Genomic DNA, 24,297 nt, shown 5'->3' with positions numbered 1-24,297 from the left:
TGCGGCGGTCACTGGGGGGTGACCACCTTGTAGTTCTTGGGGACCTGCGCATCGGGTCGGCGCAGGTAGAGGGGGCGGGGCGGATCGAGGGCCACGCCCGCCCGCAGCCGTTCGGCGGCCACCGAGGCGAGGGCCGCGGCGCTGACGTGCTCGGGGTCGCGCCCGTCGGGGAAGGCGTCCGGGTACAGCCGGGCACCGGCGCCGACCACGGGCAGCCCGGCCAACTCGTCCGCGATGTCGGCGGGCCGGTCGACGGCGGGACCGGACACCCGGGTGCGGGGGTCCGCGTACCGGGCCCAGTAGACCTCCTTGCGGCGGGCGTCGGTCGCCACGGCGAACGGGCCGTCCAGCCCCGCCGCGTGGGCCAGCCCGTCGAGCGTGCACACTCCGTGCACGGGCACCCCGAGGGCCAGGCCCAGGGTGTCGGCGGTCATCAGCCCGACCCGCAGTCCGGTGTACGGGCCGGGGCCCGTGCCGACGACGAGCGCGGTGACCGACGGGAGCTCCACCCCGGCCTCGGCGAGCACCCGGTCGACCGCGGGGAGCAGCAGTTCCCCGTGGCGTCGGGCGTCCACCTGCGAGGACGCGGCGACCACGGCGGAGCCGTCGTGGAGCGCGACGGTGACGGCGGGGGTGGCGGTATCGAGAGCGAGCAGCAGCACACAAACAGCGTACGGCTCCGGCGGCCGGGGCACGGCCGTCCCGGTCAGCTCCGCAGTTGCTGCTACGGTCGCCGTACGACCCCTCACGGACGGTGACCGTCCCGTACGGGGCGGTGGTCCGGCCCGGCGGTGGACGAGAGGTGACGTGGTGGCAGGGAGCAGCGCGGGAATCGTGGCCGGGCTCACCGGGGTGGCGCTCACCGCGGTCGGCTTCCTCGCCTACCAGGCGTCGGCGACCGTGCCCGAGGGGCTCGCCGGGACCTCCTCCGGCGCCTCGACCGCCGCGACCGCGCCCGCCGTGGAGCGCGACCGCAACCATCCGACCGCGCTGCCCTCCGGGGCGGGCACCGGGCCGCGGGTCGTCTACGCGCTGTCGGACGACCGGGTGTGGTTGGTCGGCGAGCGCGAGAAGGTGCGGCGCACGTACCGGGTGACGCCCAGCACGGTCGATCCGGAGCCCGGTTCGTACTTCGTCACGTCCCGTACCGGGAACACCGCCGGATCGGACGGGGTCGGCATCGAGCACGTGGTGCGGTTCACCTCGCAGGACGGGGTGAGCATCGGGTTCAGCGCGGCCGTGAACGGTTCCGTGCGGCCGCCCGACCGCACCCGCCGCACCGGGGGCATCCGTTCCACGCGCCCGGACGGCGATGCGATGTGGCAGTTCGCGGTGATCAACACGCCGGTCGTGGTCATCCCCTGAGTGCGCGTACGCACGCTGCGGCGTGCACCGGGGGCGCGGGGCCGTGTCCGTGCAACCACCGCACACCCGCGGGCGAACGCCCGACGGCCGCTCCGACGGGCTCGGCTAGGCGGCCCGGGGGCCTTCGTGACGCTCGTGCACCGGGCCCGGCCGGGAGACGATCCCCGTGGCCGTGTCCGTGTCCACAGCGGATGGCGGGATGACGGGCGGGGTGGAGACCGCACGCGCCGCGGCACAGGCGGCGAGCAGCACGTCCATCGGCACCGCCGCGCTCGGCGGCTCGACCCGCTCGGTCGCCGACATGGGCGCCTCCTGGTGCTCCGGGGGCAAAATGGTTAGGCAGACCTAACCTCTCCGCTCCATGTGACCACGGACGGGCACCCCCGCGCAACATCTTCCCGACAGCTTGTCGGAACGTGTCAGGAACCGTCACCCGGGGGTGCGACGAGCCCCGCGAACCCCGCCGCCGCCCACCGCTCCCCGTAGCCGCGCAGGGTCACCGTCCGGACCTCGTCCGTGGTGTCCCCCACCGCCCGGTCGATGAGCACGTGCAACCGCGCCTCGGACAGTTCCTCGACCTTGCCGTCGCCCCACTCCACGACGATCACCGACTCGGGCAGCGACACGTCGAGGTCCAGGTCCTCCATCTCGTCGAGCCCGCCGCCCAGCCGGTAGGCGTCCACGTGCACCAGCGCGGGGCCACCGACCAGGCTCGGGTGCACCCGGGCGATCACGAAGGTCGGCGAGGTGACGGCGCCCCGCACGCCGAGCCCTTCGCCGATGCCGCGGGTCAGGGTGGTCTTGCCCGCGCCCAGTTCCCCGGTGAGCATCACCAGGTCGCCGGGGAGCAGCCGCGCGGCGAGCCGCAGGCCCAGCTCCCGCATGCGCTCCGGGGACGTGACGGTGATCGACGCGGTGACGGGCTCAGCCGTCGTCGCCCGCGGTCCTGCTCGGTGCGCGCTCGGTTCCATAACCGTTCACGGTAGTGCCTGCCGGCAGGGCTCCCGCCCGGACCAACAGCGCGGCGATCCGGTCCGTGACCGTGCCGGGGTGCTCCAGCATCACCAGGTGGCCGGCGTCGGGCACCAGGACGAGTTCCGCGCCGTCGAGCCGTTCGGCGACGGCCTCGCTGTGTGCGGCGGGGGTGATGAGGTCCTGCTCGCCGGCGAGCACCAGCACCGGCAGCCCGTCCAGACCGGCGAGCGCCTCGCTCTTGTCGTGCTCCGCGAACGCCGGGTAGAAGTCCGCCACCACCTCGAAGGGCGTGGCCTCGATCATCCGCTCGGCGAACCGGGCGACGGCCGGGTCCACGTCACGGCTCGCGAAGGAGTACCGCTTGACGACCCCCGCGAAGAGGTCCGCCGTGGCGCGCCGGCCGCGTTCCACCAGTTCGGCGCGCGGCCCCAGCACCCGCAGCACCCCGGGCAGCACCCGCCGCACCGCGTTGACCCCGACCGCGGGCAGCCCGAAGCTGACCTCGGCGAGCCGTCCGGCGGACGTGCCCACAAAGGCGATCCCGGTGACCCGCTCCCGGACCAGCTCGGGGAACTCGGCGGCGAAGGCCATCACCGTCATGCCGCCCATCGAGTGGCCGACCAGGACGAGCGGGCCCTCGGGGGCGGCGGCCTCGATGACCGCCAACAGATCGCGGCCGAGCCGGTCGATGCTGACGGGTTCGCCGGCCGCCGAGGCCACCGGGCCGCGGGCGGAACGGCCGTGCCCGCGCTGGTCCCAGTAGACGGTGCGCACCAGGCCGCGCAGGGCGGCCCGCTGGAAGTGCCAGGCGTCCTGGTTGAGGCAGTAGCCGTGGCTGAACACGACCGTGGTGGGCGCGGTGGCGCGGCGCCGGAAGGGTCCGCGCCGGCCCGCCCCCGGGCCCTGGCCCGGTCCGCCGGTGCCGCCGAAGTCGCCCGGCTCCTCCACCTCGTAGGACAGCGCGGTGCCGTCGTCGGCGACCGCGGTCCCGGAGGTGCCCCGCAGCTCGCCGTACGGGCCGGCCGCGTCGAGGGCGGTCCTGGCCTTGCGGCGCACGCTGCGGCTCACGGTCAGCCGCTCCACGGCGACCCCGGTCGCGGCGGCCGCGGCGACCACGCCGATGGCGATGCCCGCGATGCCCGCGCCCCGGCGCCAGTTCCCGGCCGACACGGCGCCCGTCACGGCCCCTGCCACGACGTCCGTCACGGCCTCCGTCACGCCGGGCGCCGGGTCGCCGCTCACGCGTCGCCCCCGGGGTCCGTCCCCGCGCCCCCGGGGGCGTGCACGCCCCGGTAGACCCGGGGCACCCGGGCGCCGATCCGGGTGACGATCTCGTACGCGATGGTGTCGGCGGCCTCGGCCCAGTCCTCGGCGGTGGGCTCGCCCCGGTCACCCGGACCGAACAGCACGGCCTCGGCGCCCTCCTGGAGCTTCTCGCCACCGAGGTCCACCACGAACTGGTCCATCGCGATCCGCCCCGCGGCCCGCCGCCACGCACCGCCGACCAGGACCGGGCCCCGGCCCGAGGCGTGCCGGGGGACGCCGTCGCCGTAGCCGACGGGGACCAGCCCGAGGGTGGTCTCCCGGTCGGTGACGAAACGGTGCCCGTAGCTGACGCCGTGCCCGGCCGGTACGTGCTTGACCAGGGCGACCGAGGCGCTGAACGTCATCACCGGTCGCAGTCCGAGCGCCGCGGACGTCCCCACCTCGGGCGCGGGTGACACCCCGTACATCGCGATGCCCGTGCGGACCAGGTCGAAGTGGGCTTCCGGCAGGGTCAGCGTGGCGGGGGAGTTGGCGAGGTGCCGCACCTCGGGGCGCACCCCCTCGCCCTCCGCGTACCCGACCATCCGCCGGAACGTTTCGAGCTGTGCGGTGACCGAGGGGTGCCCCGGCTCGTCGGCACAGGCGAGGTGCGACCACAGGCCGACGGTGCGGACGGTGCCGGCGGCCTCGGCGGCGAGCGAGGCGGCGACCAGTTCCGGCCAGTCGGCCGGCTGACAGCCGTTGCGGCCGAGGCCCGTGTCGGCCTTCAGGTGGATGCGGGCGGGGCGGCCCGCCTCCCGGGCGGCGGCGGTGACCTCCGCGAGCGCCCACATCCCGCTCACCGACACGTCGAGGTCCGCTTCGATGGCCTCCCGCCAGGGGTCGCCTGGGGTCCACAGCCAGCACATGATGCGGCCGCCGATGCCCGCGGAGCGCAGGGCGAGCGCTTCCTGCGGGGTGGCCGTGCCGACCCAGGTCGCGCCCGCTTCGATCGCCGCGCGGGCGCAGGGGAGCGCGCCGTGACCGTAGCCGTCGGACTTCACGACGGCCATCAGGGCGGACCGGGGTGCGCGGGCGCGCAGGGCGCGGACGTTGGCGCGCAGGGCGTTCAGGTCGATCTCTGCGCGGGCTCGGCCGGGCTGCGGTGGTGTCTGAGTCATCGCGCCGATTGTCGCACTTGGTGGTGTGCGGTTCCCTGCGCGGTTCCCTGCGGGGTGCGTTCCGGTTCCGCGCAGTTCCCCGCGCCCCTGATCGGGTACGTCCACCTGGGGGTGCGCTGTCCCGTGCGGGTGCGCTGTGGTTTTGCGCAGTTCCCCGCGCCCCTGGATCTCGGGAGCTCCTCGCCGTCGTCGTCCGTCCCAGCCGCGGACCCCGGCAGGAGGGGCGAGGGAAACCGCGCACGTCCACCGGCACGCACCGGATCAGGGGCGCGGGGAACTGCGCAAAACCCACCGCGCACCCGCACAGGACACCGCACCCCCAGCGGGACGCACCGATCAAGGGGCGCGGGGAACTGCGCAAAACGCCAGCGCACCCCCGCGGGACACCGCACCACCAGGTGGACGCACCTGGATCAGGGGCGCGGGGAACTGCGCGAATCCCACCACGCACCCGCACAGGACACCGCACCGCCAGGTGGACGCACCGATCAAGGGGCGCGGGGAACTGCGCGAAGCACCAGCGCACCCGCACGGGACAGCGCGCGAACCCCACCCAGTCAGGCGGAAGCCGCAACCACGTGGGACCAGGCGACGGGCAACGCCTCCGCGACCTCGAACGCGGTGAGCGGAACCCCCCGCACCGCCAAGCCCCGCGCAGCCAACCCGTGCAGATACGCCGCAACGGCCCCCGCGTCCAACGGCCCCAACCCCGCAGCCAGCAACGACCCGGCGAGCCCGGACAGCACGTCCCCGCTGCCCGCCGTGGCGAGCCAGGGCGTCCCCATCGGATTCACCCGCACCGGCCGCCCGGGATCGGGATCCGCGACCAACGTCGTGGACCCCTTGAGCAGCACCGTCGCACCGAACCGGGCAGCCAGCTCCCGCACGGAGGCCAGCCGGGCCGCCTCCACCCGCCCCCGGGGCACCCCGAGCATCGCCGCGGCCTCCCCGGCATGCGGAGTGAGCAACGTCGGCGCCCCCCGGTCCCGCACCACGGCCGGGTCCAGCGCCCGCAGCCCGTCCGCGTCCACCAGCACCGGCACGTCCGCGTCCAGCACCTCGTGCACCACGTCGGTGCTGCCCGTACCGCCCGTGCGGTCGGAGTCGTCGCCGATCCCCGGCCCGACCACCCACGCCTGCACCCGCCCCGCCCGGGTCGGCGGCCCCTCGTGGACCAGCGCCTCGGGGAACCGGGCGATCACCGCATCGGTCCCCCGCCCCACGTACCGCACCGCGCCCGCCCCGCCCCGCAGCGCCCCGGCCACCGCGAGGACCGCCGCCCCCGGGTAGCGGGCCGACCCGGCGACCACCCCGACGACCCCGCGCCGGTACTTGTCGCTCTCCCCGACGGGCACCGGCAGCAGTCGTGCCACGTCCGGGTGTTGGAGCGCCTCCAGCGGGGGCACGGAGGGCAGGTGCGGGCCCAGCCCGATGTCCACCAGCCGTACGGTGCCGGCCTGCTCGTGCGCGGGGTCGATCAACAGCGCCGGCTTGTACGTCCCGAAGGTGACCGTCGCATCGGCGCGCAGCACCTCGCCGCGCACCTCGCCGCTGTCGGACTCGACGCCGCTCGGCAGGTCGACGGCGACGACCACCGCGTTCGAACCGCGCGCCGCCCGCGCCAGCGGGACCGCGTCGGCCCGCAGCCCGCCCCGGCCGCCGATGCCGGTGATCCCGTCCAGGACGAGGTCGGCCGCGGCGAGCACCTCGAACGGGTCCTCGGCGATCCGGCCGCCCGCCCCGGTGAACGCGCGGAGCCCGCCCGGATGGGTGCGGTCGGGGGCGAGGAGCACGGCGCTGACGCCCGCGCCCCGGCGGGCCAACCTGGCCCCCGCGTACAGGGCGTCCCCGCCGTTGTCACCGCTGCCGACGAGCAGCACGACCCGGGCCCCGTAGACCCGGCCGAGCAGATCGGCGCAGGCGGCGGCGAGCCCGGTGGCGGCCCGCCTCATCAGTTCCCCGGCCGGGAGCCGTGCCATCAGCGCGGCCTCGGCGTTCCTGACGGTCTCCACGTGGTGAGCGGTGCGCATGCGGTCGAGTCTGCCGCAGTGGACGGCGGCGGGACGGGGGAACTGCGCCGCATGGCCGCGTGGAGGAAAGCGCCCGTCACCTCGTGCTGCCCTGCGCTCCCCGCGGTCCGCCCTGGCGATCCTGCTGGTCACTGCCCTGTTCCTGCGGGCGGGGCCACCCGGCGGGGACCGTGCCCGGGCGGCCTCTCCGGACGGTGCCACCGGGCCCACCGGCAGCGGTTACGACCCCGCCCGGGGCGTGTACCTCGGCGGGATCGACATGTCGGGGGGCTCCGGTTCGCAGTACTGGATCTCCAACAACCCGCCCCCGTACGCCCAGGACATCGTGAAGCCGTTCACCGTGACGGACCGCAAGGGCGGTTTCCCCCTCGAACTCACCGTCAGGGCGAAGGACTCGGGCGCCGACTGCTCGCCGAAGGCGGGTGCCGTCGTCACCCGGGCCGACCACACCCACGGGGGCGACCGCGAGCAGGACGTCATCGCGCCCGTCGGCGGCGCCTCGGCCCGACCACCGGCTCGCCGGGTACGACCCGGACGGCGGGCAGCCGGTGGGCGAGGCCGTGGCCGGACGGCTCACCGACCACCGCACGCCGCAGCTCCCGGCCGGCAGCGGCCGACCGCCTCTACGTCACCTCGCAGAACCGGACGGTCCGGGTCTTCGACACCACCGACCGGCAGCAGGTCGGGAACGTGCTCGCCACGGTCGACGGGGCCACCGGCGCCCACCAGCGGCAGGTCTCCCCCACGGTGAGCGCCGACCCCGGGTCAATCACCGTACGGGCCGGGGAGCGGGCCGAGTTCACCGCGGCGGCCGGGGCGACGCCCACGCCCACCCCCACCTCCGAGCCGGCGCCCCGGCCGAGCAAGTCCACCGGCACCGGTACGCCGGGCGGCGAGGGCACGGTCGCCGTCCTCGCCGCACCGCGCCGCAGGCCCAGGAACACGTAGCCGGACGGTCCGGACGGGGTCAGCCCTCCGCGACGACCACCGCGGAGGCCACGCCCGCGTCATGGCTCAGGGAGACGTGCCACGCACGGACCCCGAGGGCCTCGGCGCGGGCGGCGACCGTACCGGACACCCGTAGCCGGGGCCGACCGCTGTCCTCCACCCACACCTCGGCGTCCGTCCAGTTCAGCCCCGGCGGCGCGCCCAACGCCTTCGCCAGGGCCTCCTTCGCCGCGAACCGGGCCGCCAGCGAAGCGACCCCGCGGCGGTCCCCACTGGGCAGCAACAGTTCCCCGGGCACGAACAGGCGCTGCGCGAGCCCCGGCGTCCGCTCCAACGACGCGGCGAACCGGTCGATCTCCGCCACGTCGATCCCCACCCCGATGATCACCCGGTCACCGTACCCGGCCGGCACGGCCCCGACGGGCCCGCGCACCCCACGCTCACGTCCATGCGGCGCAGCCTACGCGCGGGTTCGAGCTGGACGAATGCGACCATGCGGCCATTCGGGCCGGCCCGGGGTGACGCACCCCACCCTCCACACCGGCCACACAGCCGCAACAATTGCAGGGTGATCTCTCCGGTCTCCTCGCCGCCGCACAGCACCCCCCGGTCCCGACCGGAGGCCAGCCCGTACCTCGACCTCACCCGGGCCGAGTGGAGCGCGCTGCGCGACAAGACCCCGCTGCCGCTGAGCGCGGCGGAGGTGGAGGGGCTGCGCGGCCTCGGTGACGTCATCGACCTGGACGAGGTGCGGGACGTCTACCTGCCGCTGTCCCGGCTGCTGAACCTGTACGTGGGCGCCACCGACGGGCTGCGGGGCGCGCTGAACACCTTCCTCGGGGAGCAGGGCTCGCAGTCCGGCACGCCCTTCGTCATAGGGGTCGCCGGTTCGGTCGCCGTCGGCAAGTCGACCGTCGCCCGACTGTTGCAGGCGCTGCTGGCCCGCTGGCCGGAACACCCGCGCGTCGAGCTGGTCACCACCGACGGGTTCCTGTTGCCGATGCGCGAGCTGCGGGCCCGCGGGCTGACCTCCCGCAAGGGGTTCCCCGAGTCGTACGACCGCCGGGCGCTCACCCGGTTCGTCGCCGACGTCAAGGCGGGCAAGGCCGAGGTCACCGCACCGGTGTACTCCCACCTCATCTACGACATCGTGCCCGGGGAACGACTCGTCGTGCGCCGCCCGGACGTGCTGATCGTGGAGGGCCTGAACGTGCTCCAGCCCGCGCTGCCCGGTCGGGACGGGCGGACCAGGGTCGGCCTCGCCGACTACTTCGACTTCAGCGTGTACGTCGACGCCCGGGTGGAGGACATCGAGCGCTGGTACCTCGACCGGTTCCGCACCCTGCGGGCGACCGCGTTCCAGGACCCGTCCTCGTACTTCCGCAAGTACACCCAGGTGTCCGAGACGGAGGCCCTCCAGTACGCGGCCACCACCTGGCGGACCATCAACAAGCCCAACCTGGTGGAGAACGTGGCGCCCACCCGGGGCCGGGCGACCCTGATCCTGCGCAAGGGCCCCGACCACAAGGTGCAGCGGCTCAGCCTGCGGAAACTGTGACCCGAGCACGCTGAAGGTGCGCCTGGTTAGGGTGGGGCATGCTCCATCTGCGACTGATCACCCCGGCTGACCGCACCGACGAGGTGGTCAAGCTGATCGAGGGCACCGTCGGCACCGCCCACCTGGCCGTGGTCCAGGGCGCCGCCCGCGACCCCGAGGGCGACGTGGTGATGTGCGACGTCGCCCGGGAGGCCGGCGACGAACTGATCGGTGCGCTGCGCGCGGCCGGCATCGACGACTGCGGTTCGATCGCCGTGGAGACGATCGACCTGTCGCTGTCCAAGCGGGCCGACCGCGCGGAGGACGACGCACCCGGTGAGGGCGCCGACGCGGTGCTCTGGGAACAGCTGACCGACCTGACCCACGAGGAGTCGACGCTCACCGTCACCTATGTGGCGTTCCTGTCCGTGGCGACGATGATCGCGGCCTGCGGGGTGATGCTGGACAACGCCATCCTCATCGTGGGCGCGATGGCCGTGGGCCCCGAGTTCGGGCCGCTCGCCGGGGTGTCCACGGCGCTGGTGCAGCGCGCTCCCCGGCTGGTGGCGCGCTCCCTGTGGGCGCTGCTCGCGGGTTTCGCCCTCGCGATGATCGCCACCGCCGGGTTCGCCTGGCTGATGGACGCCTTCGGGCTCTTCACCGAGGACATGGTCGAAGCGCCCCGGCCCAACACCGCGTTCATCTGGCAGCCCGACTGGATGTCCTTCGTGGTCGCCTTCCTCGCCGGGATCGCCGGCACCCTCTCGCTGACCTCGGCGAAGTCGGGTGCGCTGATCGGGGTCGCGATCTCCGTCACCACGGTCCCCGCGGCGGCGAACGCGGCGGTGGCGCTCAGCTACCGGGACTTCGGCCAGACGAGCGGCTCGGCGCTGCAACTGCTCGCCAACCTCGGCGGGATCGTCCTCGCCGGCAGCCTCACCCTGATCGCGCAGAAGTCCTTCCTGGCCTGGCAGCGCCACCGCGCGCTCGGCCCGCGCTGACCCGCCCCCGCCCCGGACGACGAAGGGCGCGGGAGCCGCACGGCCCCCGCGCCCACTAGTTCACCGGCTCACCGGCGACTACCGCCACCAGGCCCGGGAGACGTCCCGCAGCACGTTCGTGCCGCAGTGCACCTCCCCGCCCCACAGGTGGTACGAGTAGTAGTCGTCGATGTAGGCGGTGGTGAAGCCGGCGCCGGCGTAGGCCCGCCGCACCGCCTCGCCGAACAGGTCCTTGCCACCGATCACGGGCCCCCACTGACGGGGCGCCAGGTAGCGGTCGTTGCTGAGGACGACCCCGTTCACGGCCCCGGGCAGATAGGCGATGGTGCGCGGCGGCGCCCCGGGCGCGAACGCGCCGGGCCCCTCGTTCGTGCCGAGTCCGGGCCGCACCAGCGGCGAATCGCCCTGGCCGAGCCGGCTCAGTCCCGCCCGCGCACCGATGCCGTCGGGCATCTCGTACTGTGCGAACAGGGCCGGCACCCGGACGATCTCCGCGTCGGTGATGCCCGTCTCGCGCTTGAGCAGCCGGAGGTTCTCGTCGATCTTCGCGGCGGCCCGCTCGTTGCCGGCGAGGAACTTCGGGTCGCCGAGCACCTTGTTGATGGTGGCCCGGGACACCTTGATGCCCAGCCGGTCGGGCGCCGAGAACAGTCGCTTGCCGCCGTTGCCCGCGGCCTTGGCGTCCTTCAGCAACTGCACGCCGGCCGTGGGGTCGGCGAGCCCGAGGCGCCAGCCGCGCGGAGTGTCCGCGGGCAGGAACTGGACGAACTCGTCGACGTGGCCGACTTCGAGCCACGAGGTGTCCAGCATGAGGGGCGACTGCTGGCCCTGCGACTTCAGGAACGTGGTCATCGACTTCGCCGGGCGCGAGTTCACATCGGGCCGGTGCCCCATGATGATCCGCCCCGCCGGGTACGAAGCGCCGCCGTGGGCGTACGGCGGGATGGTCTCCAGGTTGCCCATGGAGTTCAGGGTCCACTCGTCATTGGCGGCGGGCCGCGCCACCTCGACGACCCCGATGCCCGGGCCGCGCAGCTTCGCGTACAGCTGTCGTCCCGAGTCGCGGTCCGGCTGCGCCGAGCGGATCATCACCCGCAGGGCGTGGGCGCGGCCGTTCACCCCGGTCATGCTGACGTACCCGGGCTCCACGAAGTCCTGCGCCCACACGTCGTCGGTGTCGAACGTGCGCACCGGCTTGGTGATCCCGGCCGCCTTGGCCTCGCGTTCGAGCTGCGCGACGAACTTGTGCTGCTCCGCCACCATGCCGGGCAGGAAGGCTTCCCGCGTCTTGGAGACCAACAGCTCCTTGGCCTTCTGGAGGTGGTGGTGGGTCAGCACGGGCGCGGTGCGCAGCGTGACGTCGTCGCTGTCGCCGGCGCCGCCCCCGCTGAGGGCGAACCGCACCCGGACGGTGCCGTCCCAGCGGGCCGCGTCGCGCACCACGTCGGTGGCCTCGACGCCGAGTTCGACGCCGCGGCGCAGTTCCGCGGCGGTGAGCTTGGTGGTGGGCTTGAGGTGCTTCCAACCGTTCGACCGCTTGACGAACAGCCGGGCGCGGGAGGCGTCGCCCCGTACGGTGACCGTGCCGGTGGTGGCGTTGGCCACCCCGGGCTGGGGCACGGTCCGCAGCCGGGCGAGGTCGTCGGCGTCGCGGGCGCCGTTCAGCACGGTGTCCGCGGCGTCGTGACAGGCCGCCAGCTTGGCGTCCGGCAGGGGGCGGCCCTGACCATCGCGCAGCTTGCAGCGACGGTCGTCGTCATCGACGTTCGGCAGGACGACCGCACCGCGGGCCCGGGTCCAGGTGTTCTCGCCCGGGACGTCCGAGTCGCCGCCGACGTCCACCTTGCCGTCCCGGTTGACGTCCGCCCGCAGGTCGGCGCGCGGTGCCGGCTCCGCGGGCGCCGCGACCGCCTGGGTGTTCATGGTTCCCATCAGCGCCCCGGCAACTCCGGTGGCCACGGCCGTGGTTCTCCAGCGTCGAGTACCCAAGAGGGCCCCTCCTTGTTCGCGTTCTTTCCCTGGCCTTCAGGGGGAAAGAGCGCGGGGAGGGGCCCTGGGGTTGAGAGCGGCGACGGAGTGGTTCCGGATCGAAACCGACGGAGGGACCCCCACCGCGACGAGGGGCGCCGGAAGTCGTACCTTCCGGCGGCGGGGTTCAGCCCAAGGAGGACTTGACGACGTCCGCGAGTCGGCCCCCGACCGAACGCGCCTGGTCGATGTCGGCGGCCTCGACCATCACCCGCACCAGCGGCTCGGTGCCCGAGGGGCGCAGCAACACCCGTCCGGTGCTGCCCAGTTCGCGTTCCGCCTCGGCGACCGCGGAGGCCAGTTCGGCGGAGGTGCCGACCCGGGACTTGTCCACGTCCGGCACGTTGATGAGGACCTGCGGCAGGCGCTCCATGACGGCGGCGAGGTCCGCGAGGGTGCGCCCGGTGCTGGCGATCCGCGCGGCGAGCATCAGACCGGTCAGGGTGCCGTCCCCGGTGGTCGCGTGGTCGAGGATGATGACGTGCCCGGACTGCTCGCCGCCGAGGGCGTAGCCGTGTTCCTTCATGGCTTCCAGGACGTAGCGGTCGCCGACCGCCGTCTGGACGAACTCCAGCCCTTCGCGTTCCATGGCGAGCTTGAAGCCGAGGTTCGACATGACGGTGGCCACCACCGTGTCGGAGCGCAGCGCGCCCCGCTCCCGCATCGCCAGCGCGAGCACGGCGAGGATCTGGTCCCCGTCCACCTCGGCGCCCGTGTGGTCGACGGCCAGGCAGCGGTCGGCGTCCCCGTCGTGGGCGATGCCCAGGTCGGCGCCGTGCTGGACGACGGCGGCCCGCAGCAGCCCGAGGTGGGTGGAGCCGCAGCCGTCGTTGATGTTGAGCCCGTCGGGTTCGGCGCCGATGGTGACGACCTCGGCACCGGCCCGGGCGAACGCCTCCGGGGAGACCCGGGCGGCGGCGCCGTGCGCCTCGTCCAGGACGACCTTCAGCCCGTCCAGCCGGTTGGGCAGCACCCCGATCAGATGGGCGACGTACTGGTCGAAGCCCTCGTCGTAGCTGCGGACCCGGCCGACTCCGGCCCCGGTCGGCCGCTCCCAGCCGGCGCCCTCCCCGCGCTCCCCGGCACAGGCCGCGTACTCGCGGTAACGGGCCTCGATGGCGTTCTCCAGCTCGTCGGCGAGCTTGTGCCCGCCGCGGGCGAAGAACTTGATGCCGTTGTCGGGCATGGCGTTGTGGCTGGCGGAGAGCATCACCCCGAGGTCGGCGCCGAGCACCCCCGTGAGATAGGCGACGGCGGGCGTGGGCAGCACCCCGACCCGCAGCACGTCGACTCCCGCACTGGCGAGACCGGCGACGACGGCGGCTTCCAGGAACTCCCCGGACGCCCGCGGGTCCCTACCGACCACCGCGACCGGGCGATGGCCCTCGAACCCGCCCGCTTCACCGAGCACGTGCGCCGCGGCGACGGAGAGTCCGAGCGCGAGCTCGGCCGTCAGATCCGCGTTGGCGACGCCGCGCACGCCGTCCGTGCCGAAGAGTCGTCCCACTGGTGTCCTCCGAACATTCGCGCCCCTCACCCAAGAGGCACCGGAAATCATCCGAACATACAAACCCTGGGCGCAGCGGACGTCCGCCCCGCACCCCACACCGCACGCACCACCCGGACCGCCGGGACGGACCGGAGAAAGCGTGTGCACACATCCGAACACACGGAACCGCCGGTACGTTTATCGGCCCGGAGTTCCCGACACCTGTATACGCCCGAAACGGCCGTAAAACGAACGCCCCGGCTGCACAGAGGCGTGCCGCCGGGGCGAACGGGTGGTGCGAGCGGATGGCTCCGCCGGGGTCTAGCGCTTGCTGTACTGCGGAGCCTTGCGGGCCTTCTTCAGACCGGCCTTCTTCCGCTCGACCGCGCGGTCGTCGCGGCGCAGGAAGCCGGCCTTCTTGAGGGCGCCGCGGTTGTTGTCCACGTCGGCCTCGTTCAGCGCACGGGCCACGCCGAGGCGCAGGGCACCGGCCTGACCGGAGACACCGCCGCCGGAGATGCGGGCGACGACGTCGTAGCGGTCGTCCAGCTCCAGAACCTTGAACGGCTCGTTGACTTCCTGCTGGTGCACCTTGTTGGGGAAGTAGTCCTCAAGGGTGCGACCGTTGATCTTCCACTTGCCGGTGCCCGGAACGATCCGGACGCGGGCGATGGCGTTCTTGCGACGACCCAGGCCCGCAGCCGGCTGCGGGTCGCCGAAGCGGCCCGCCAGGCTCTCGGACGTGTACTCGCCCTCGACGGGGATCTCCGTCTCGGTGGTGTACTGCTCTACGTCAACAACCTCGGTCTCGTCGAGAGGCTGCTCAACGGTGGTCTCGGCCACGATTCTCCTCAGATTCTGTTCAGTCTTAGGGGTGGCCGGAACTACTGCGCGACCTGGGTGATCTCGAACGGCACCGGCTGCTGGGCAGCGTGCGGGTGCTGGTCGCCCGAGTAGACCTTCAGCTTCGAGAGCATCTGACGGCCGAGGGTGTTCTTCGGCAGCATGCCCTTGACGGCCTTCTCGACGGCCTTCTCGGGGTTCTTGGCGAGCAGCTCGTCGTAGCGGACGGAGCGCAGACCACCCGGGTAGCCAGAGTGGCGGTACGCCATCTTCTGGGTCTTCTTGTTGCCGGACAGGTGCACCTTGTCCGCATTGATGATGACGACGAAGTCACCGGTGTCGACGTGGGGCGCGTAAATCGGCTTGTGCTTGCCCCGGAGAAGGGACGCGGCGGTCGACGCCAGACGGCCCAGGACGATGTCCTGGGCATCGATGACGTGCCACTGGCGGGTCACATCGCCGGGCTTGGGGCTGTACGTACGCACGGTTCGTAGCCTTCGCTTCTTCAGTGAGTGGGTCCTGACAAGGCCACCGAAGACGATCACGACAGCCATGGCCGCACATCGGTGACGCAACCGAGTGCTTGCCGCTGGTCATCAGCCCGGTGGACCGGTGTAAGGGCCCCTCACGTGAGAATGAGCAAGCCAATACACATAACGAAGCAGAAGAATACCCACCCCCACCCGGACGGGTCAAAACGATCGTGGTCGGCGACCGTCCCGGACAGCCCCGACAGCCCCCGAATCCCGCCAGTACACTGCGGCCCATGAGTTTTGGGCAGGGCCAGGGGGGACCCTCGTGGGACTCCGGTAACCCGAACACACCACAGCAACCGGACACCCCGGACTGGGCGGCCCTCGCGGACGCCTCCGCCAGCCGCAACCGCCGCAAGCGCCTGCTCCTGGTCGGCGGCGCGGTCCTCGCCACCCTGGCGGTCGGCGCGGCCGTCGCGGCGGCGGTCGTGACCGCGGACGGGGCCGACACGGACGACGCGCGGCCCGGCTCCCTGCCGCCCTCCGTCTCCGACCCGGCGAGCGGGAGCACCGGCCCCGGCCCCTCCTTCGAGGCGACCACGCCCCCGCCCCCGCCGGACCCCAAGGAGTTCATCTCCAGCGCGGACAAGGACAAGGCGCCGATCAGCGCGGACAGCCTCTTCCCCGACTCCCGGCTGACCGTGGGCCCCCTGGTCTACGACAAGGGCGCCACCAGCAGCACCGACAGCTGCGCCAGCGTCACCCGCGGTGACCTCGGCAAGGTCCTCACCGGCAACGGCTGCACCCGACTGATGCGGGCCACCTACACCAGGGACGGCATGGCCGTCACCGTCGGCGTCGCCCTGTTCGGGGACGCGACGAAGGCGACCAGGGCCAAGGACCAGGCCGACCGGGGCAACCTGCTCTCCCTCAGCGGCTCCGGCGTCTCCGGCTTCTGCAACACCACGATCTGCCGGACGACCACGAACGCGTACGGCCGGTACGCGTACTTCACGGTCGCCGGGTACACCAGCGGCAAGAACGTGACCCCGCAGGACCGCGCGGTCTACCGCACCGGCGACGACCTCGCCGAGTTCACCTTCCGGCAGATCATCCGCCGCGGGGAGGCCCAGGCGTCCGCCGCCGCCGAGAACCCGCTGTGACGCACCGCCGCGGGGTCAGCAGCACCCCGCGGCGCCCGCACCCGGCAGCGTCCGCTTGTTGCGGGCCTCCCGACTGCGCGCGGCGAGCAGGTCGTCAGCGGGGTAGGCGACCTCCTCCAGGGTCAGCCCGTGCGGACGGACCACGTGCACCGCGGAGTCCCGCACCCCGGCCGCCAACACCTTCGCGGGCCACTCGGGCCCCCGGTGCCCGTCCCCGACGAACAGCAGCGCCCCGATCAGCGAGCGCACCATGTTGTGACAGAACGCGTCGGCCCGCACCGTCGCGGTGACGATGCCCTCGCCGTCCCGCGCCAGGTGCAGTTCCTGGAGGGTGCGGATGGTGGTGGCCCCCTCGCGCCGCTTGCAGTACGCGGCGAAGTCGTGCTCCCCGACCAGGGCGCGGGCCGCCTCGTTCATCGCCTCGACGTCCAGCGGCCAGTCGTGCCACAGCACGTGCCCGCGCAGCAGCGGGTCCACCCCGCCCGGGTGATCGGTCACCCGGTACGCGTAGCGCCGCCAGATCGCCGAGAACCGGGCGTTGAAGCCGGCGGGGGCCGGCGCGACCCGCCACACCCGCACGTCCTTCGGGAGCCGCCCCGCAAGCCGCTTCAGCAGCTTCTCGCGGTGCTCCTCCCACACCCCGACCGGCAGGTCCACATGGGCGACCTGACCCCGCGCGTGCACCCCGGCGTCGGTCCGGCCGGCGACGGTCAGCTCGTAGGAGGCGTCCCCCGACCGGGTCACGGTCCGCAGGGCGTCCTCGACGACGCCCTGCACGGTGCGCCGCCCGCCGGCCTGCTTGGCCCACCCCGAGAACTCCGCACCGTCGTACGACAGGTCCAGCCGCACCCGGACGAACCCGGGCTCCACCTCGTCACTCACACCCTCATCCTCCCAGCTCACAGGGGTACGAACGGAAGACAGACGAAAGCGGGCCCGCCCCGGGGAAGGGGCGGACCCGCTCAGGCACGCATCAGCGTCAGGCGTCCTTGGACTCGCCCTCGGCGGGCTTGGCGTCCTCGACGACCTCGTCGGCCTTCGTCTCGGCGACGTCCTTCTTCAGGGCGTCCTCCTTGACGGCGCGCTTGGTCGCGGCCTCGGCCTCACCGGTGGCCTCCTGCGCCACGGTCAGCGCCTCCACCAGCTCGATGACCGCCATGGGCGCGTTGTCGCCCCGACGGTTGCCGATCTTGGTGATACGGGTGTAGCCACCCGGGCGGTTCTCGTAACGCGGGCCGATCTCCGTGAAGAGCGTGTGCACGATGCTCTTGTCGGTGATCACCTGGAGCACTTGGCGGCGGTTGTGAAGGTCACCCTTCTTCGCCTTGGTGACCAGACGCTCGGCGTAGGGCCGCAGACGGCGGGCCTTGGCCTCGGTGGTGGTGATGCGGCCGTGCTCGAAGAGCGACTTGGCGAGGTTCGCCAGCAGCAGCTTCTCGTGCGCGGCGCTGCCGCCCAGACGGGCACCCTTGGCGGGCTTCGGCATGGTGTTTCTCCTTGTGTGCTGCACCGGCCGTGTCAGGTACCGATGACAGTTCCCGCGAGGCGGCCGCCCCACGGAAGTACATGGCGTCCGTGGTCACCCTACGAGCGATGACGACGGTCCGCGTTTCCAGCCCGTCCGGCGCTTGAGGACAAGGCCGCAGGCCGGGCCTGAACGAAAACCACCCACCGGCGGAAGCCCGAGTACCCCCGGGCCCCGCCGGACGGCGACTAGTACTGCTCGGTCTCCACGAACCCGGCATCCGCGTCGTCGTCCGCGCCGAACGCGTCCGCAGCGGCGGTCGGGTCGAATCCGGGCGGGCTGTCCTTGAGCGCCAGGCCCATGCCGGCCAGCTTCGCCTTGACCTCGTCGATGGACTTCGCACCGAAGTTGCGGATGTCCAGCAGGTCCGCCTCGGACCGGGCGACGAGCTCGCCCACGGAGTGGATGCCCTCGCGCTTGAGGCAGTTGTAGGAGCGGACGGTGAGTTCCAGCTCCTCGATCGGCAGCGCGAGGTCGGCGGCCAGGGCGGCGTCCGTGGGGGACGGGCCCATGTCGATGCCCTCGGCGTCGATGTTCAGCTCGCGGGCGAGACCGAACAGCTCGACCAGGGTCTTGCCGGCCGACGCCATGGCGTCACGGGGACGCATGGCCTGCTTGGTCTCGACGTCGACGATCAGCTTGTCGAAGTCGGTGCGCTGCTCGACTCGGGTGGCCTCGACCTTGTACGTGACCTTGAGGACCGGCGAGTAGATCGAGTCGACCGGGATGCGGCCGATCTCCTGGCCGACCTGCTTGTTCTGCACGGCGGAGACGTAGCCGCGACCGCGCTCGACGGTCAGCTCCATCTCCAGCTTGCCCTTGCCGTTGAGCGTGGCGAGGACGAGGTCGGGGTTGTGCACCTCGACACCGGCCGGGGGCGCGATGTCGGCGGCGGTGACCAGACCCGGGCCCTGCTTGCGCAGGTACATCACGACCGGCTCGTCGTGCTCCGAGGAGACGACCAGCTGCTTGATGTTGAGGATCAGGTCGGTGACGTCCTCCTTGACGCCCGGCACGGTGGTGAACTCGTGCAGGACCCCGTCGATCCGGATGGACGTGACCGCCGCACCGGGGATCGAGGAGAGGAGCGTACGGCGCAGGGAGTTGCCGAGGGTGTAACCGAAGCCCGGCTCCAGCGGCTCGATCACGAACCGGGAACGGAACTCGTCGACGACCTCTTCGGTCAACGAGGGACGCTGAGCGATCAGCATGGGGTGATCAGATCCTTCTGTCGTGGACGCCCGCTATTTGACGTCCGACGGTTACTGCGTAGAACAAGGGTACGGGCGGCACGCCCCAGGAAGGCAGCGTGTCGCCCGAAGTCCTCACCAACCACAGATGCGTGACGCACCTGAGGTCAGACGCGCCTCCGCTTGGGCGGACGGCAGCCGTTGTGCGGAGTCGGGGTGACGTCCTGGATGGAGCCGACCTCAAGACCGGTGGCCTGGAGCGAACGGATCGCGGTCTCACGGCCGGAGCCGGGACCCTTGACGAACACGTCCACCTTGCGCATGCCGTGCTCCTGCGCGCGGCGGGCGGCCGACTCGGCGGCCATCTGCGCGGCGAACGGAGTCGACTTGCGGGAGCCCTTGAAGCCGACGTGGCCGGCGGAGGCCCAGGAGATCACGTTGCCCGTGGGGTCCGTGATCGAGACGATGGTGTTGTTGAACGTGCTCTTGATGTGCGCGTGGCCATGAGCGACGTTCTTCTTTTCCTTGCGGCGCACCTTCTTGGCGGCACCCTGACGACCCTTGGGGGGCATCTGTTTCTCCTACGGGAGGTGGTCGGTCCTACAGCGAAGACCGCTGACTAGCGTCCGCTGAGGACTACTTCTTGCCCGGCTTCTTCTTACCGGCAATGGCGCGACGCGGGCCCTTGCGGGTGCGGGCGTTGGTGCTGGTGCGCTGTCCGTGGACGGGCAGGCCGCGACGGTGACGGAGACCCTGGTAGCAGCCGATCTCGACCTTGCGGCGGATGTCCGCCTGGATCTCGCGACGGAGGTCACCCTCGGTCTTGAGGTGGTTGTCCACGTACTCGCGGATCTTGACCAGCTCCTCTTCGGAGAGGTCGCGAACGCGGGTGTTCGGGTTCACACCGGTCTCGGCCAGCGTCTGCTGGGAAAGGGTCCGGCCGATGCCGAACACGTAGGTGAGGGCAACCTCCACGCGCTTTTCGCGCGGGATGTCAACACCGGAAACGCGTGCCATTCAATGGCTCCAGTTGATATTCGGAGGTCTTCCGCAGGACCGGTCCCCTCCGCCGACCCCTTCGGGTGGTACGGAGCGGGTCCCCGGCCTCCGACCGGGGGTGTCGGACCGCTGACGGCCCGGGTCCTGCGTATGTACATGTCTGCTGCGTCGCGCGAGTTCTGCGGGTGCAGAAGGTGCGGTCGTGCGTCAGCCCTGGCGCTGCTTGTGGCGCGGGTTGTCGCAGATGACCATGACCCGACCGTGACGGCGGATCACCCTGCACTTGTCGCAGATCTTCTTGACGCTCGGCTTGACCTTCATGGGTGTGAGGTTCTCCGGGTCAGTGCCATCACCCCGAAGGCGGACCGAACGGTCCGATCCCGGGGGTAGGGCAAGATCTACTTGTAGCGGTAGACGATCCGGCCACGCGTCAGGTCGTACGGAGACAGCTCCACCACGACCCGGTCGTCAGGGAGGATGCGGATGTAGTGCATGCGCATCTTGCCGCTGATGTGTGCCAGGACCTGGTGGCCGTTCTGGAGCTCGACCTTGAACATGGCGTTCGGAAGAGACTCGACGACAGTGCCCTCGATCTCGATGGCACCTTGCTTCTTGGCCACGCTTCGCCCTTCGAATCGACTACCTTGGCCGGCCCCTGCTCCACCCGGCGACCACATGCGGACATGCAGACATGCGGGTACAAGAGGGCCGACGAGTCAGTCTACGTCAGCGCCCCAGGAAAGACGAATCGAGGAATGATGCCCCACGGCGGAGATCCTTAAGCGAACCGACACGGGGACACCACTCCCGTGGACGTGCACGTCACGGGCCCCCGCAGGGGCCCGGCCGGGCGGTCAGGCCAGCGGGTCCGGGGCGGCCGTGATCCCGTACTCGGCGAGCTTCGCCCGGCCGCAGTCGGGGGCGGTGAGCACCAGCGGACCCTCCTCGGTCAGCGCCACGGAGTGCTCCCAGTGCGAGGACCAGGTGCCGTCGGTGGACACCACCGTCCACTCGTCCTCCAGCACCGCGGTCTTCGGCGTGCCGAGCGACACCATGGGCTCGATGGCCAGACAGAAGCCGGGCACCAGCTTGGGCCCCTTGCCCCGGCGGCGCTCCACGTAGTTCAGCAGGTGCGGGTCCATGTGCATCTCGGTGCCGATGCCGTGCCCGCCGTAGTCCTGGACGATGCCGTACTTGCCGCCGCCGACCCGCGGCTGGCGACGGATGTACGTCTCGATCGCCCGGGAGATGTCCACCAGGCGGTTTCCCGCCTTCATCGCGGCGATCCCGGCCCACATGGACTCTTCGGTCACCCGGGACAGCTCGACCAGCTCCGGAGCGTGTCCGGACCCGACGAACGCGGTGAACGCGGCGTCGCCGTGCCAGCCGTCCACGATCGCCCCCGCGTCGATCGAGATCAGGTCGCCGTCCTTCAGGACCACCTCGTCGCTCGGGATGCCGTGGACGACGACCTCGTTGACCGAGGTGCAGATGGTGGCCGGGAAGCCGCCGTAGCCGAGGAAGTTCGAGGTGGCCCCGTGCTCGGCGATGACCTTGCGGGCCACCTGGTCCAGGTCCTTGGTGGTGGCCCCGGGGACCGCGGCCTCACGCGTGGCCGCGTGCACCGCGGCTACGACCAGGCCCGCCGCCCTCATCTTGGCGATCTGGTCGGGGGTCTTGATCTGCACCATGGCGGCGGGGGCCTTTCTGCAACGGTTCTCGGTCCCTCCCCACGATAGTTCCCTCCGGGGGGCTCGCCGCCGGGTGCGCTGCGGTGACCCACACCGTTCCGCGCGGGTGCGCTGTGGTCCCCCGCGCAGTTCCCCGCGCCCCTACCGGGGCCCGACCCGCCGCGGGTGCACTGTCCCCTGCGGGTGCGCTGTGGTTGCCCGCGCCGTTCCCCGCGCCCCTATCGGGGCCCGACCCGGTGCGGGTGCGCTGTCGCCTGCGGGGGCGTGGGGGTTGCTCGCGCCGTTCCCCGCGCCCCTGTCGGGGCACGACCTGCGGACGACGGCGGCGGGAAGGAGCGCCCCTTCAGGGGCGCGGGGAACTGCGCGAATGGCACCGCGCACCCGAGCCGAGCAGCGCACCGCCAGGTGAACGTACCGAAGGGGCGCGGGGAACTGCGCGGGCAACCACAGCGCACCCGCACGGAACGGGCCCCGGCGGGGGAACCTGGGAGGGTTCCCGCACCGGGGCCCGGACGGAGCAAACGTCAACGCATTACCGCGAGGTCAACGCGGACATCGCCCGCGCAGTGACCTCCTCAACCTTCCCGAGCGCGGAGATGGTCACGACCAACCCCTGCTCCCGGTAGTAGTCGATGATCGGCTCGGTCTGCGTGTGGTAGACCTCCAGCCGCTTGCGCACGGTCGCTTCGCTGTCGTCCTCGCGCTGGTACAACTCCCCGCCGCAGACGTCGCAGACGCCCTCGGTCGCGGGCTGCTTGTACGTCACGTGGAAGACGTGGCTGGAGTCCTTGCGGCAGATGCGCCGCCCGGCGATCCGCTTGACCACCTCGTCCTCGGGGACCTCAAGGTCCAGGACCGCGTCCAGCTTCATGGACTCGGCCGCGAGGGTCTCGTCCAGCGCCTCGGCCTGCGAGACGTTCCGCGGGAACCCGTCCAGCAGGAAGCCGCGTTCGGCGTCCGGCTGCTCCATGCGGTCCTTGGCCATCCCGATGGTGACTTCGTCCGGAACCAGGTTGCCCGCGTCCATGTACGACTTGGCCTGCTTGCCGAGCTCCGTGCCCTGGCTGATGTTGGCACGGAAGAGGTCGCCCGTGGAGATGTGCGGGATCGACAGGTTCTTGGCGAGGAACGCGGCCTGCGTACCCTTGCCCGCACCGGGCGGCCCGACGAGGACGATTCGCATCAGCGGAGGAACCCTTCGTAATTGCGCTGCTGGAGCTGGCTCTCGATCTGCTTCACCGTCTCCAGACCCACGCCGACGATGATCAGGATGCTGGTGCCACCGAACGGGAAGTTCTGATTGGCACCGAAGCCCGCCAACGCCATTGTTGGCACCAGAGCGATCAGCCCCAGATACAGCGAACCCGGCCAGGTGATCCGGTTGAGTACGTAGCTCAGATACTCAGCGGTCGGTCGGCCAGCCCGGATGCCCGGGATGAAGCCACCATACTTCTTCATGTTGTCCGCGACTTCCTCGGGGTTAAACGAGATCGCGACATAGAAGAAGGCGAAGAAGACGATCAGCAGGAAGTACGTGGTGATGTACATCGGAGAGTCCATCTCCGCGAGGTTCCGCTCGATCCAGGTCTTCCAGCCCGACGTGCCGCCCGCGAACTGGGCCACGAGTGCCGGGATGTACAGCAGTGACGAGGCGAAGATGACCGGGATCACACCCGCCTGGTTGACCTTCAGCGGAATGTATGTGGAGGTGCCGCCGTAGGACCGGCGGCCGATCATCCGCTTCGCGTACTGCACCGGGATGCGGCGTTGGGCCTGTTCGACGAAGACCACGAGGGCCACCATCACCAGGCCGACCAGGATGACGACGCCGAACTCGATCCAGCCGTCGGCCAGCTTGCCCTGCTCCTTGATCGTCCACAGCGCCCCGGGGAAGGTCGCGGCGATCGAGATGAACATGAGGATCGACATGCCGTTGCCGATGCCGCGGTCGGTGATGAGCTCACCGAGCCACATGACGACGGCCGTACCGGCGGTCATCACGATGACCATCGTGACGGTGACGAAGATGGACTGGTCGGGCACGATCTCGCCGGCCATGGAACAGCCTTGGAACAGGGTGCCGGTGCGCGCGGTGGCGACGAGTCCGGTGCCCTGGAGGACGGCCAGAGCCATCGTCAGGTAACGGGTGTACTGCGTGATCTTCGCCGTACCGGCCTGGCCCTCCTTCTTGAGGGCTTCCAGCCGCGGGATGACCACCGTCAGCAGCTGGAGGATGATGCTCGCCGTGATGTACGGCATGATGCCAAGCGCGAAGACCGTGATCTGCAGCAGCGCGCCGCCACTGAGCATATTGACCAGTCCGAACAGACCCTGGCTGGATTTGGCCTGGTCTACACAGAACTGGACATTCTCGTAGTTGACGCCGGGAATTGGCACGTGTGTACCAATCCGGTAGATCACGATGATGCCGAGCGTGAAGAGCAGCTTCTTGCGCAGGTCGGGCGTCTTGAACGCCCGGGAGAACGCGCTGAGCACGGTGCCTCCTGCGACCCCCGCGCACGTGCGTCAGAGGTGACGGTCTTGAGGTTTCGACGTATGGGTAAGGAACAGATAGACAACAACGCTCGCCACCTTACCGGCGACCGCACGCCCC

General features: G+C 71.7%; 27 protein-coding genes. 5 read left to right on the top strand and 22 right to left on the bottom strand.

Annotation, left to right across the window (positions count from 1 at the left end):
* Nucleotides 1–8: 8 nt before the first annotated feature.
* Nucleotides 9–662, bottom strand: coding sequence for a tRNA (adenosine(37)-N6)-threonylcarbamoyltransferase complex dimerization subunit type 1 TsaB (gene tsaB / locus ACFYOU_RS19690; protein ID WP_389767194.1), 654 nt, complete (start codon nucleotides 660–662; stop codon nucleotides 9–11).
* 148 nt (nucleotides 663–810) lie between these two features.
* Between tsaB and ACFYOU_RS19685 the strand changes: the two genes are divergently transcribed.
* Nucleotides 811–1,365, top strand: coding sequence for a hypothetical protein (locus ACFYOU_RS19685; protein ID WP_389767192.1), 555 nt, complete (start codon nucleotides 811–813; stop codon nucleotides 1,363–1,365).
* 105 nt (nucleotides 1,366–1,470) lie between these two features.
* Here the strand turns inward: ACFYOU_RS19685 and ACFYOU_RS19680 are convergent, their stop codons facing one another.
* The 6 genes from ACFYOU_RS19680 to ACFYOU_RS19655 form a co-directional block, all read right to left on the bottom strand.
* Nucleotides 1,471–1,668: a hypothetical protein gene (locus ACFYOU_RS19680; protein WP_391307098.1), complete on the bottom strand. Its 198-nt coding sequence runs from the start codon at nucleotides 1,666–1,668 to the stop codon at nucleotides 1,471–1,473.
* Between the two features lie 116 nt (nucleotides 1,669–1,784).
* On the bottom strand, nucleotides 1,785–2,336 hold the full coding sequence (gene tsaE, locus ACFYOU_RS19675) for a tRNA (adenosine(37)-N6)-threonylcarbamoyltransferase complex ATPase subunit type 1 TsaE (protein ID WP_391307096.1): 552 nt from the start codon (nucleotides 2,334–2,336) through the stop codon (nucleotides 1,785–1,787).
* Nucleotides 2,290–3,582, bottom strand: a complete 1,293-nt coding sequence (locus ACFYOU_RS19670; protein WP_391307094.1) for an alpha/beta fold hydrolase — start codon at nucleotides 3,580–3,582, stop codon at nucleotides 2,290–2,292. Before ACFYOU_RS19670 ends, tsaE begins: the two co-directional genes overlap by 47 nt.
* Nucleotides 3,579–4,766, bottom strand: a complete 1,188-nt coding sequence (gene alr, locus ACFYOU_RS19665) for an alanine racemase (protein ID WP_391307093.1) — start codon at nucleotides 4,764–4,766, stop codon at nucleotides 3,579–3,581. Before alr ends, ACFYOU_RS19670 begins: the two co-directional genes overlap by 4 nt.
* A gap of 557 nt (nucleotides 4,767–5,323) precedes the next feature.
* Entirely contained in the window at nucleotides 5,324–6,796 is a 1,473-nt protein-coding gene (locus ACFYOU_RS19660; protein ID WP_391307091.1) for an NAD(P)H-hydrate dehydratase, read from the bottom strand.
* Between the two features lie 219 nt (nucleotides 6,797–7,015).
* A complete protein-coding gene (locus tag ACFYOU_RS19655; protein ID WP_391307089.1) occupies nucleotides 7,016–7,231 on the bottom strand; it encodes a hypothetical protein in 216 nt (71 codons plus the stop codon).
* 255 nt (nucleotides 7,232–7,486) lie between these two features.
* Here ACFYOU_RS19655 and ACFYOU_RS19650 point away from each other — a divergent pair, with 255 nt between their 5' ends.
* Nucleotides 7,487–7,744: a hypothetical protein gene (locus tag ACFYOU_RS19650; protein ID WP_391307088.1), complete on the top strand. Its 258-nt coding sequence runs from the start codon at nucleotides 7,487–7,489 to the stop codon at nucleotides 7,742–7,744.
* 19 nt (nucleotides 7,745–7,763) lie between these two features.
* Here the strand turns inward: ACFYOU_RS19650 and ACFYOU_RS19645 are convergent, their stop codons facing one another.
* The gene (locus ACFYOU_RS19645) at nucleotides 7,764–8,132 is read right to left on the bottom strand and encodes a holo-ACP synthase (RefSeq protein WP_385493587.1); all 369 of its coding nucleotides are present in this window, start codon (nucleotides 8,130–8,132) and stop codon (nucleotides 7,764–7,766) included.
* 180 nt (nucleotides 8,133–8,312) lie between these two features.
* Here ACFYOU_RS19645 and coaA point away from each other — a divergent pair, with 180 nt between their 5' ends.
* The gene (gene coaA / locus ACFYOU_RS19640; RefSeq protein WP_391307085.1) at nucleotides 8,313–9,302 is read left to right on the top strand and encodes a type I pantothenate kinase; all 990 of its coding nucleotides are present in this window, start codon (nucleotides 8,313–8,315) and stop codon (nucleotides 9,300–9,302) included.
* 38 nt (nucleotides 9,303–9,340) lie between these two features.
* Nucleotides 9,341–10,282, top strand: coding sequence for a DUF389 domain-containing protein (locus tag ACFYOU_RS19635; RefSeq protein ID WP_391307083.1), 942 nt, complete (start codon nucleotides 9,341–9,343; stop codon nucleotides 10,280–10,282).
* 78 nt (nucleotides 10,283–10,360) lie between these two features.
* Here ACFYOU_RS19635 and ACFYOU_RS19630 read toward each other — a convergent pair whose 3' ends face one another.
* From ACFYOU_RS19630 to rplM, 4 genes are all read right to left on the bottom strand, one after another.
* Nucleotides 10,361–12,214: a protein-arginine deiminase family protein gene (locus ACFYOU_RS19630; protein ID WP_391307248.1), complete on the bottom strand. Its 1,854-nt coding sequence runs from the start codon at nucleotides 12,212–12,214 to the stop codon at nucleotides 10,361–10,363.
* Nucleotides 12,215–12,437: 223 nt separating this feature from the next.
* Nucleotides 12,438–13,817, bottom strand: coding sequence for a phosphoglucosamine mutase (glmM, locus tag ACFYOU_RS19625; RefSeq protein WP_389767174.1), 1,380 nt, complete (start codon nucleotides 13,815–13,817; stop codon nucleotides 12,438–12,440).
* Nucleotides 13,818–14,120: 303 nt separating this feature from the next.
* Nucleotides 14,121–14,642: a 30S ribosomal protein S9 gene (rpsI, locus tag ACFYOU_RS19620; RefSeq protein ID WP_389767172.1), complete on the bottom strand. Its 522-nt coding sequence runs from the start codon at nucleotides 14,640–14,642 to the stop codon at nucleotides 14,121–14,123.
* A 41-nt stretch (nucleotides 14,643–14,683) separates the two neighbouring features.
* On the bottom strand, nucleotides 14,684–15,127 hold the full coding sequence (rplM, locus tag ACFYOU_RS19615; RefSeq protein ID WP_386999967.1) for a 50S ribosomal protein L13: 444 nt from the start codon (nucleotides 15,125–15,127) through the stop codon (nucleotides 14,684–14,686).
* Nucleotides 15,128–15,408: 281 nt separating this feature from the next.
* Between rplM and ACFYOU_RS19610 the strand changes: the two genes are divergently transcribed.
* Complete coding sequence (locus ACFYOU_RS19610; RefSeq protein WP_391307080.1) at nucleotides 15,409–16,278, top strand: hypothetical protein; 870 nt, start codon at nucleotides 15,409–15,411, stop codon at nucleotides 16,276–16,278.
* 15 nt (nucleotides 16,279–16,293) lie between these two features.
* Here ACFYOU_RS19610 and truA read toward each other — a convergent pair whose 3' ends face one another.
* From truA to secY, 10 genes are all read right to left on the bottom strand, one after another.
* Entirely contained in the window at nucleotides 16,294–17,160 is an 867-nt protein-coding gene (gene truA, locus ACFYOU_RS19605) for a tRNA pseudouridine(38-40) synthase TruA (protein WP_391307078.1), read from the bottom strand.
* Nucleotides 17,161–17,257: 97 nt separating this feature from the next.
* On the bottom strand, nucleotides 17,258–17,764 hold the full coding sequence (gene rplQ / locus ACFYOU_RS19600) for a 50S ribosomal protein L17 (protein ID WP_391307076.1): 507 nt from the start codon (nucleotides 17,762–17,764) through the stop codon (nucleotides 17,258–17,260).
* Between the two features lie 227 nt (nucleotides 17,765–17,991).
* Nucleotides 17,992–19,014 carry a DNA-directed RNA polymerase subunit alpha gene (locus ACFYOU_RS19595; RefSeq protein ID WP_003966937.1) on the bottom strand — a complete coding sequence of 341 codons (1,023 nt, stop codon included), beginning with the start codon at nucleotides 19,012–19,014 and terminating at the stop codon, nucleotides 17,992–17,994.
* Between the two features lie 146 nt (nucleotides 19,015–19,160).
* Entirely contained in the window at nucleotides 19,161–19,565 is a 405-nt protein-coding gene (gene rpsK / locus ACFYOU_RS19590) for a 30S ribosomal protein S11 (RefSeq protein ID WP_003948617.1), read from the bottom strand.
* A gap of 64 nt (nucleotides 19,566–19,629) precedes the next feature.
* Entirely contained in the window at nucleotides 19,630–20,010 is a 381-nt protein-coding gene (rpsM, locus tag ACFYOU_RS19585) for a 30S ribosomal protein S13 (protein ID WP_385493598.1), read from the bottom strand.
* Nucleotides 20,011–20,199: 189 nt separating this feature from the next.
* A complete protein-coding gene (gene rpmJ, locus ACFYOU_RS19580; protein WP_003974245.1) occupies nucleotides 20,200–20,313 on the bottom strand; it encodes a 50S ribosomal protein L36 in 114 nt (37 codons plus the stop codon).
* A gap of 77 nt (nucleotides 20,314–20,390) precedes the next feature.
* Nucleotides 20,391–20,612 carry a translation initiation factor IF-1 gene (gene infA / locus ACFYOU_RS19575; RefSeq protein WP_003948620.1) on the bottom strand — a complete coding sequence of 74 codons (222 nt, stop codon included), beginning with the start codon at nucleotides 20,610–20,612 and terminating at the stop codon, nucleotides 20,391–20,393.
* A gap of 234 nt (nucleotides 20,613–20,846) precedes the next feature.
* On the bottom strand, nucleotides 20,847–21,683 hold the full coding sequence (map, locus tag ACFYOU_RS19570) for a type I methionyl aminopeptidase (RefSeq protein ID WP_385493600.1): 837 nt from the start codon (nucleotides 21,681–21,683) through the stop codon (nucleotides 20,847–20,849).
* A gap of 532 nt (nucleotides 21,684–22,215) precedes the next feature.
* A complete protein-coding gene (locus tag ACFYOU_RS19565) occupies nucleotides 22,216–22,866 on the bottom strand; it encodes an adenylate kinase (protein WP_391307075.1) in 651 nt (216 codons plus the stop codon).
* The gene (gene secY, locus ACFYOU_RS19560) at nucleotides 22,866–24,179 is read right to left on the bottom strand and encodes a preprotein translocase subunit SecY (protein ID WP_389771169.1); all 1,314 of its coding nucleotides are present in this window, start codon (nucleotides 24,177–24,179) and stop codon (nucleotides 22,866–22,868) included. The genes ACFYOU_RS19565 and secY overlap by 1 nt, the downstream gene beginning before the upstream one ends.
* Nucleotides 24,180–24,297 lie beyond the last annotated feature (118 nt).

The sequence above is a fragment of the Streptomyces sp. NPDC005955 genome, assembly GCF_042871255.1.
Taxonomy (GTDB): Bacteria; Actinomycetota; Actinomycetes; order Streptomycetales; family Streptomycetaceae; genus Streptomyces.
The sequence above is the reverse complement of the archived record's forward strand: the minus strand, read 5'-3'. Positions and strand labels throughout refer to the sequence as shown.

Excerpts from the sequence above, each read along its gene's own strand:
- rpsM (WP_385493598.1), bottom strand. The coding sequence starts at position 20,010 with ATGGCACGCGTTTCCGGTGTTGACATCCCGCGCGAAAAGCGCGTGGAG.
- tsaE (WP_391307096.1), bottom strand. The coding sequence starts at position 2,336 with ATGGAACCGAGCGCGCACCGAGCAGGACCGCGGGCGACGACGGCTGAG.
- ACFYOU_RS19630 (WP_391307248.1), bottom strand. The coding sequence starts at position 12,214 with ATGGGAACCATGAACACCCAGGCGGTCGCGGCGCCCGCGGAGCCGGCA.
- ACFYOU_RS19565 (WP_391307075.1), bottom strand. The coding sequence starts at position 22,866 with ATGCGAATCGTCCTCGTCGGGCCGCCCGGTGCGGGCAAGGGTACGCAG.
- alr (WP_391307093.1), bottom strand. The coding sequence starts at position 4,766 with ATGACTCAGACACCACCGCAGCCCGGCCGAGCCCGCGCAGAGATCGAC.
- ACFYOU_RS19635 (WP_391307083.1), top strand. The coding sequence starts at position 9,341 with ATGCTCCATCTGCGACTGATCACCCCGGCTGACCGCACCGACGAGGTG.
- ACFYOU_RS19660 (WP_391307091.1), bottom strand. The coding sequence starts at position 6,796 with ATGCGCACCGCTCACCACGTGGAGACCGTCAGGAACGCCGAGGCCGCG.
- ACFYOU_RS19610 (WP_391307080.1), top strand. The coding sequence starts at position 15,409 with ATGAGTTTTGGGCAGGGCCAGGGGGGACCCTCGTGGGACTCCGGTAAC.
- ACFYOU_RS19680 (WP_391307098.1), bottom strand. The coding sequence starts at position 1,668 with ATGTCGGCGACCGAGCGGGTCGAGCCGCCGAGCGCGGCGGTGCCGATG.
- rpmJ (WP_003974245.1), bottom strand. The coding sequence starts at position 20,313 with ATGAAGGTCAAGCCGAGCGTCAAGAAGATCTGCGACAAGTGCAGGGTG.
- map (WP_385493600.1), bottom strand. The coding sequence starts at position 21,683 with ATGGTGCAGATCAAGACCCCCGACCAGATCGCCAAGATGAGGGCGGCG.
- ACFYOU_RS19595 (WP_003966937.1), bottom strand. The coding sequence starts at position 19,014 with ATGCTGATCGCTCAGCGTCCCTCGTTGACCGAAGAGGTCGTCGACGAG.
- rplQ (WP_391307076.1), bottom strand. The coding sequence starts at position 17,764 with ATGCCGAAGCCCGCCAAGGGTGCCCGTCTGGGCGGCAGCGCCGCGCAC.
- rpsK (WP_003948617.1), bottom strand. The coding sequence starts at position 19,565 with ATGCCCCCCAAGGGTCGTCAGGGTGCCGCCAAGAAGGTGCGCCGCAAG.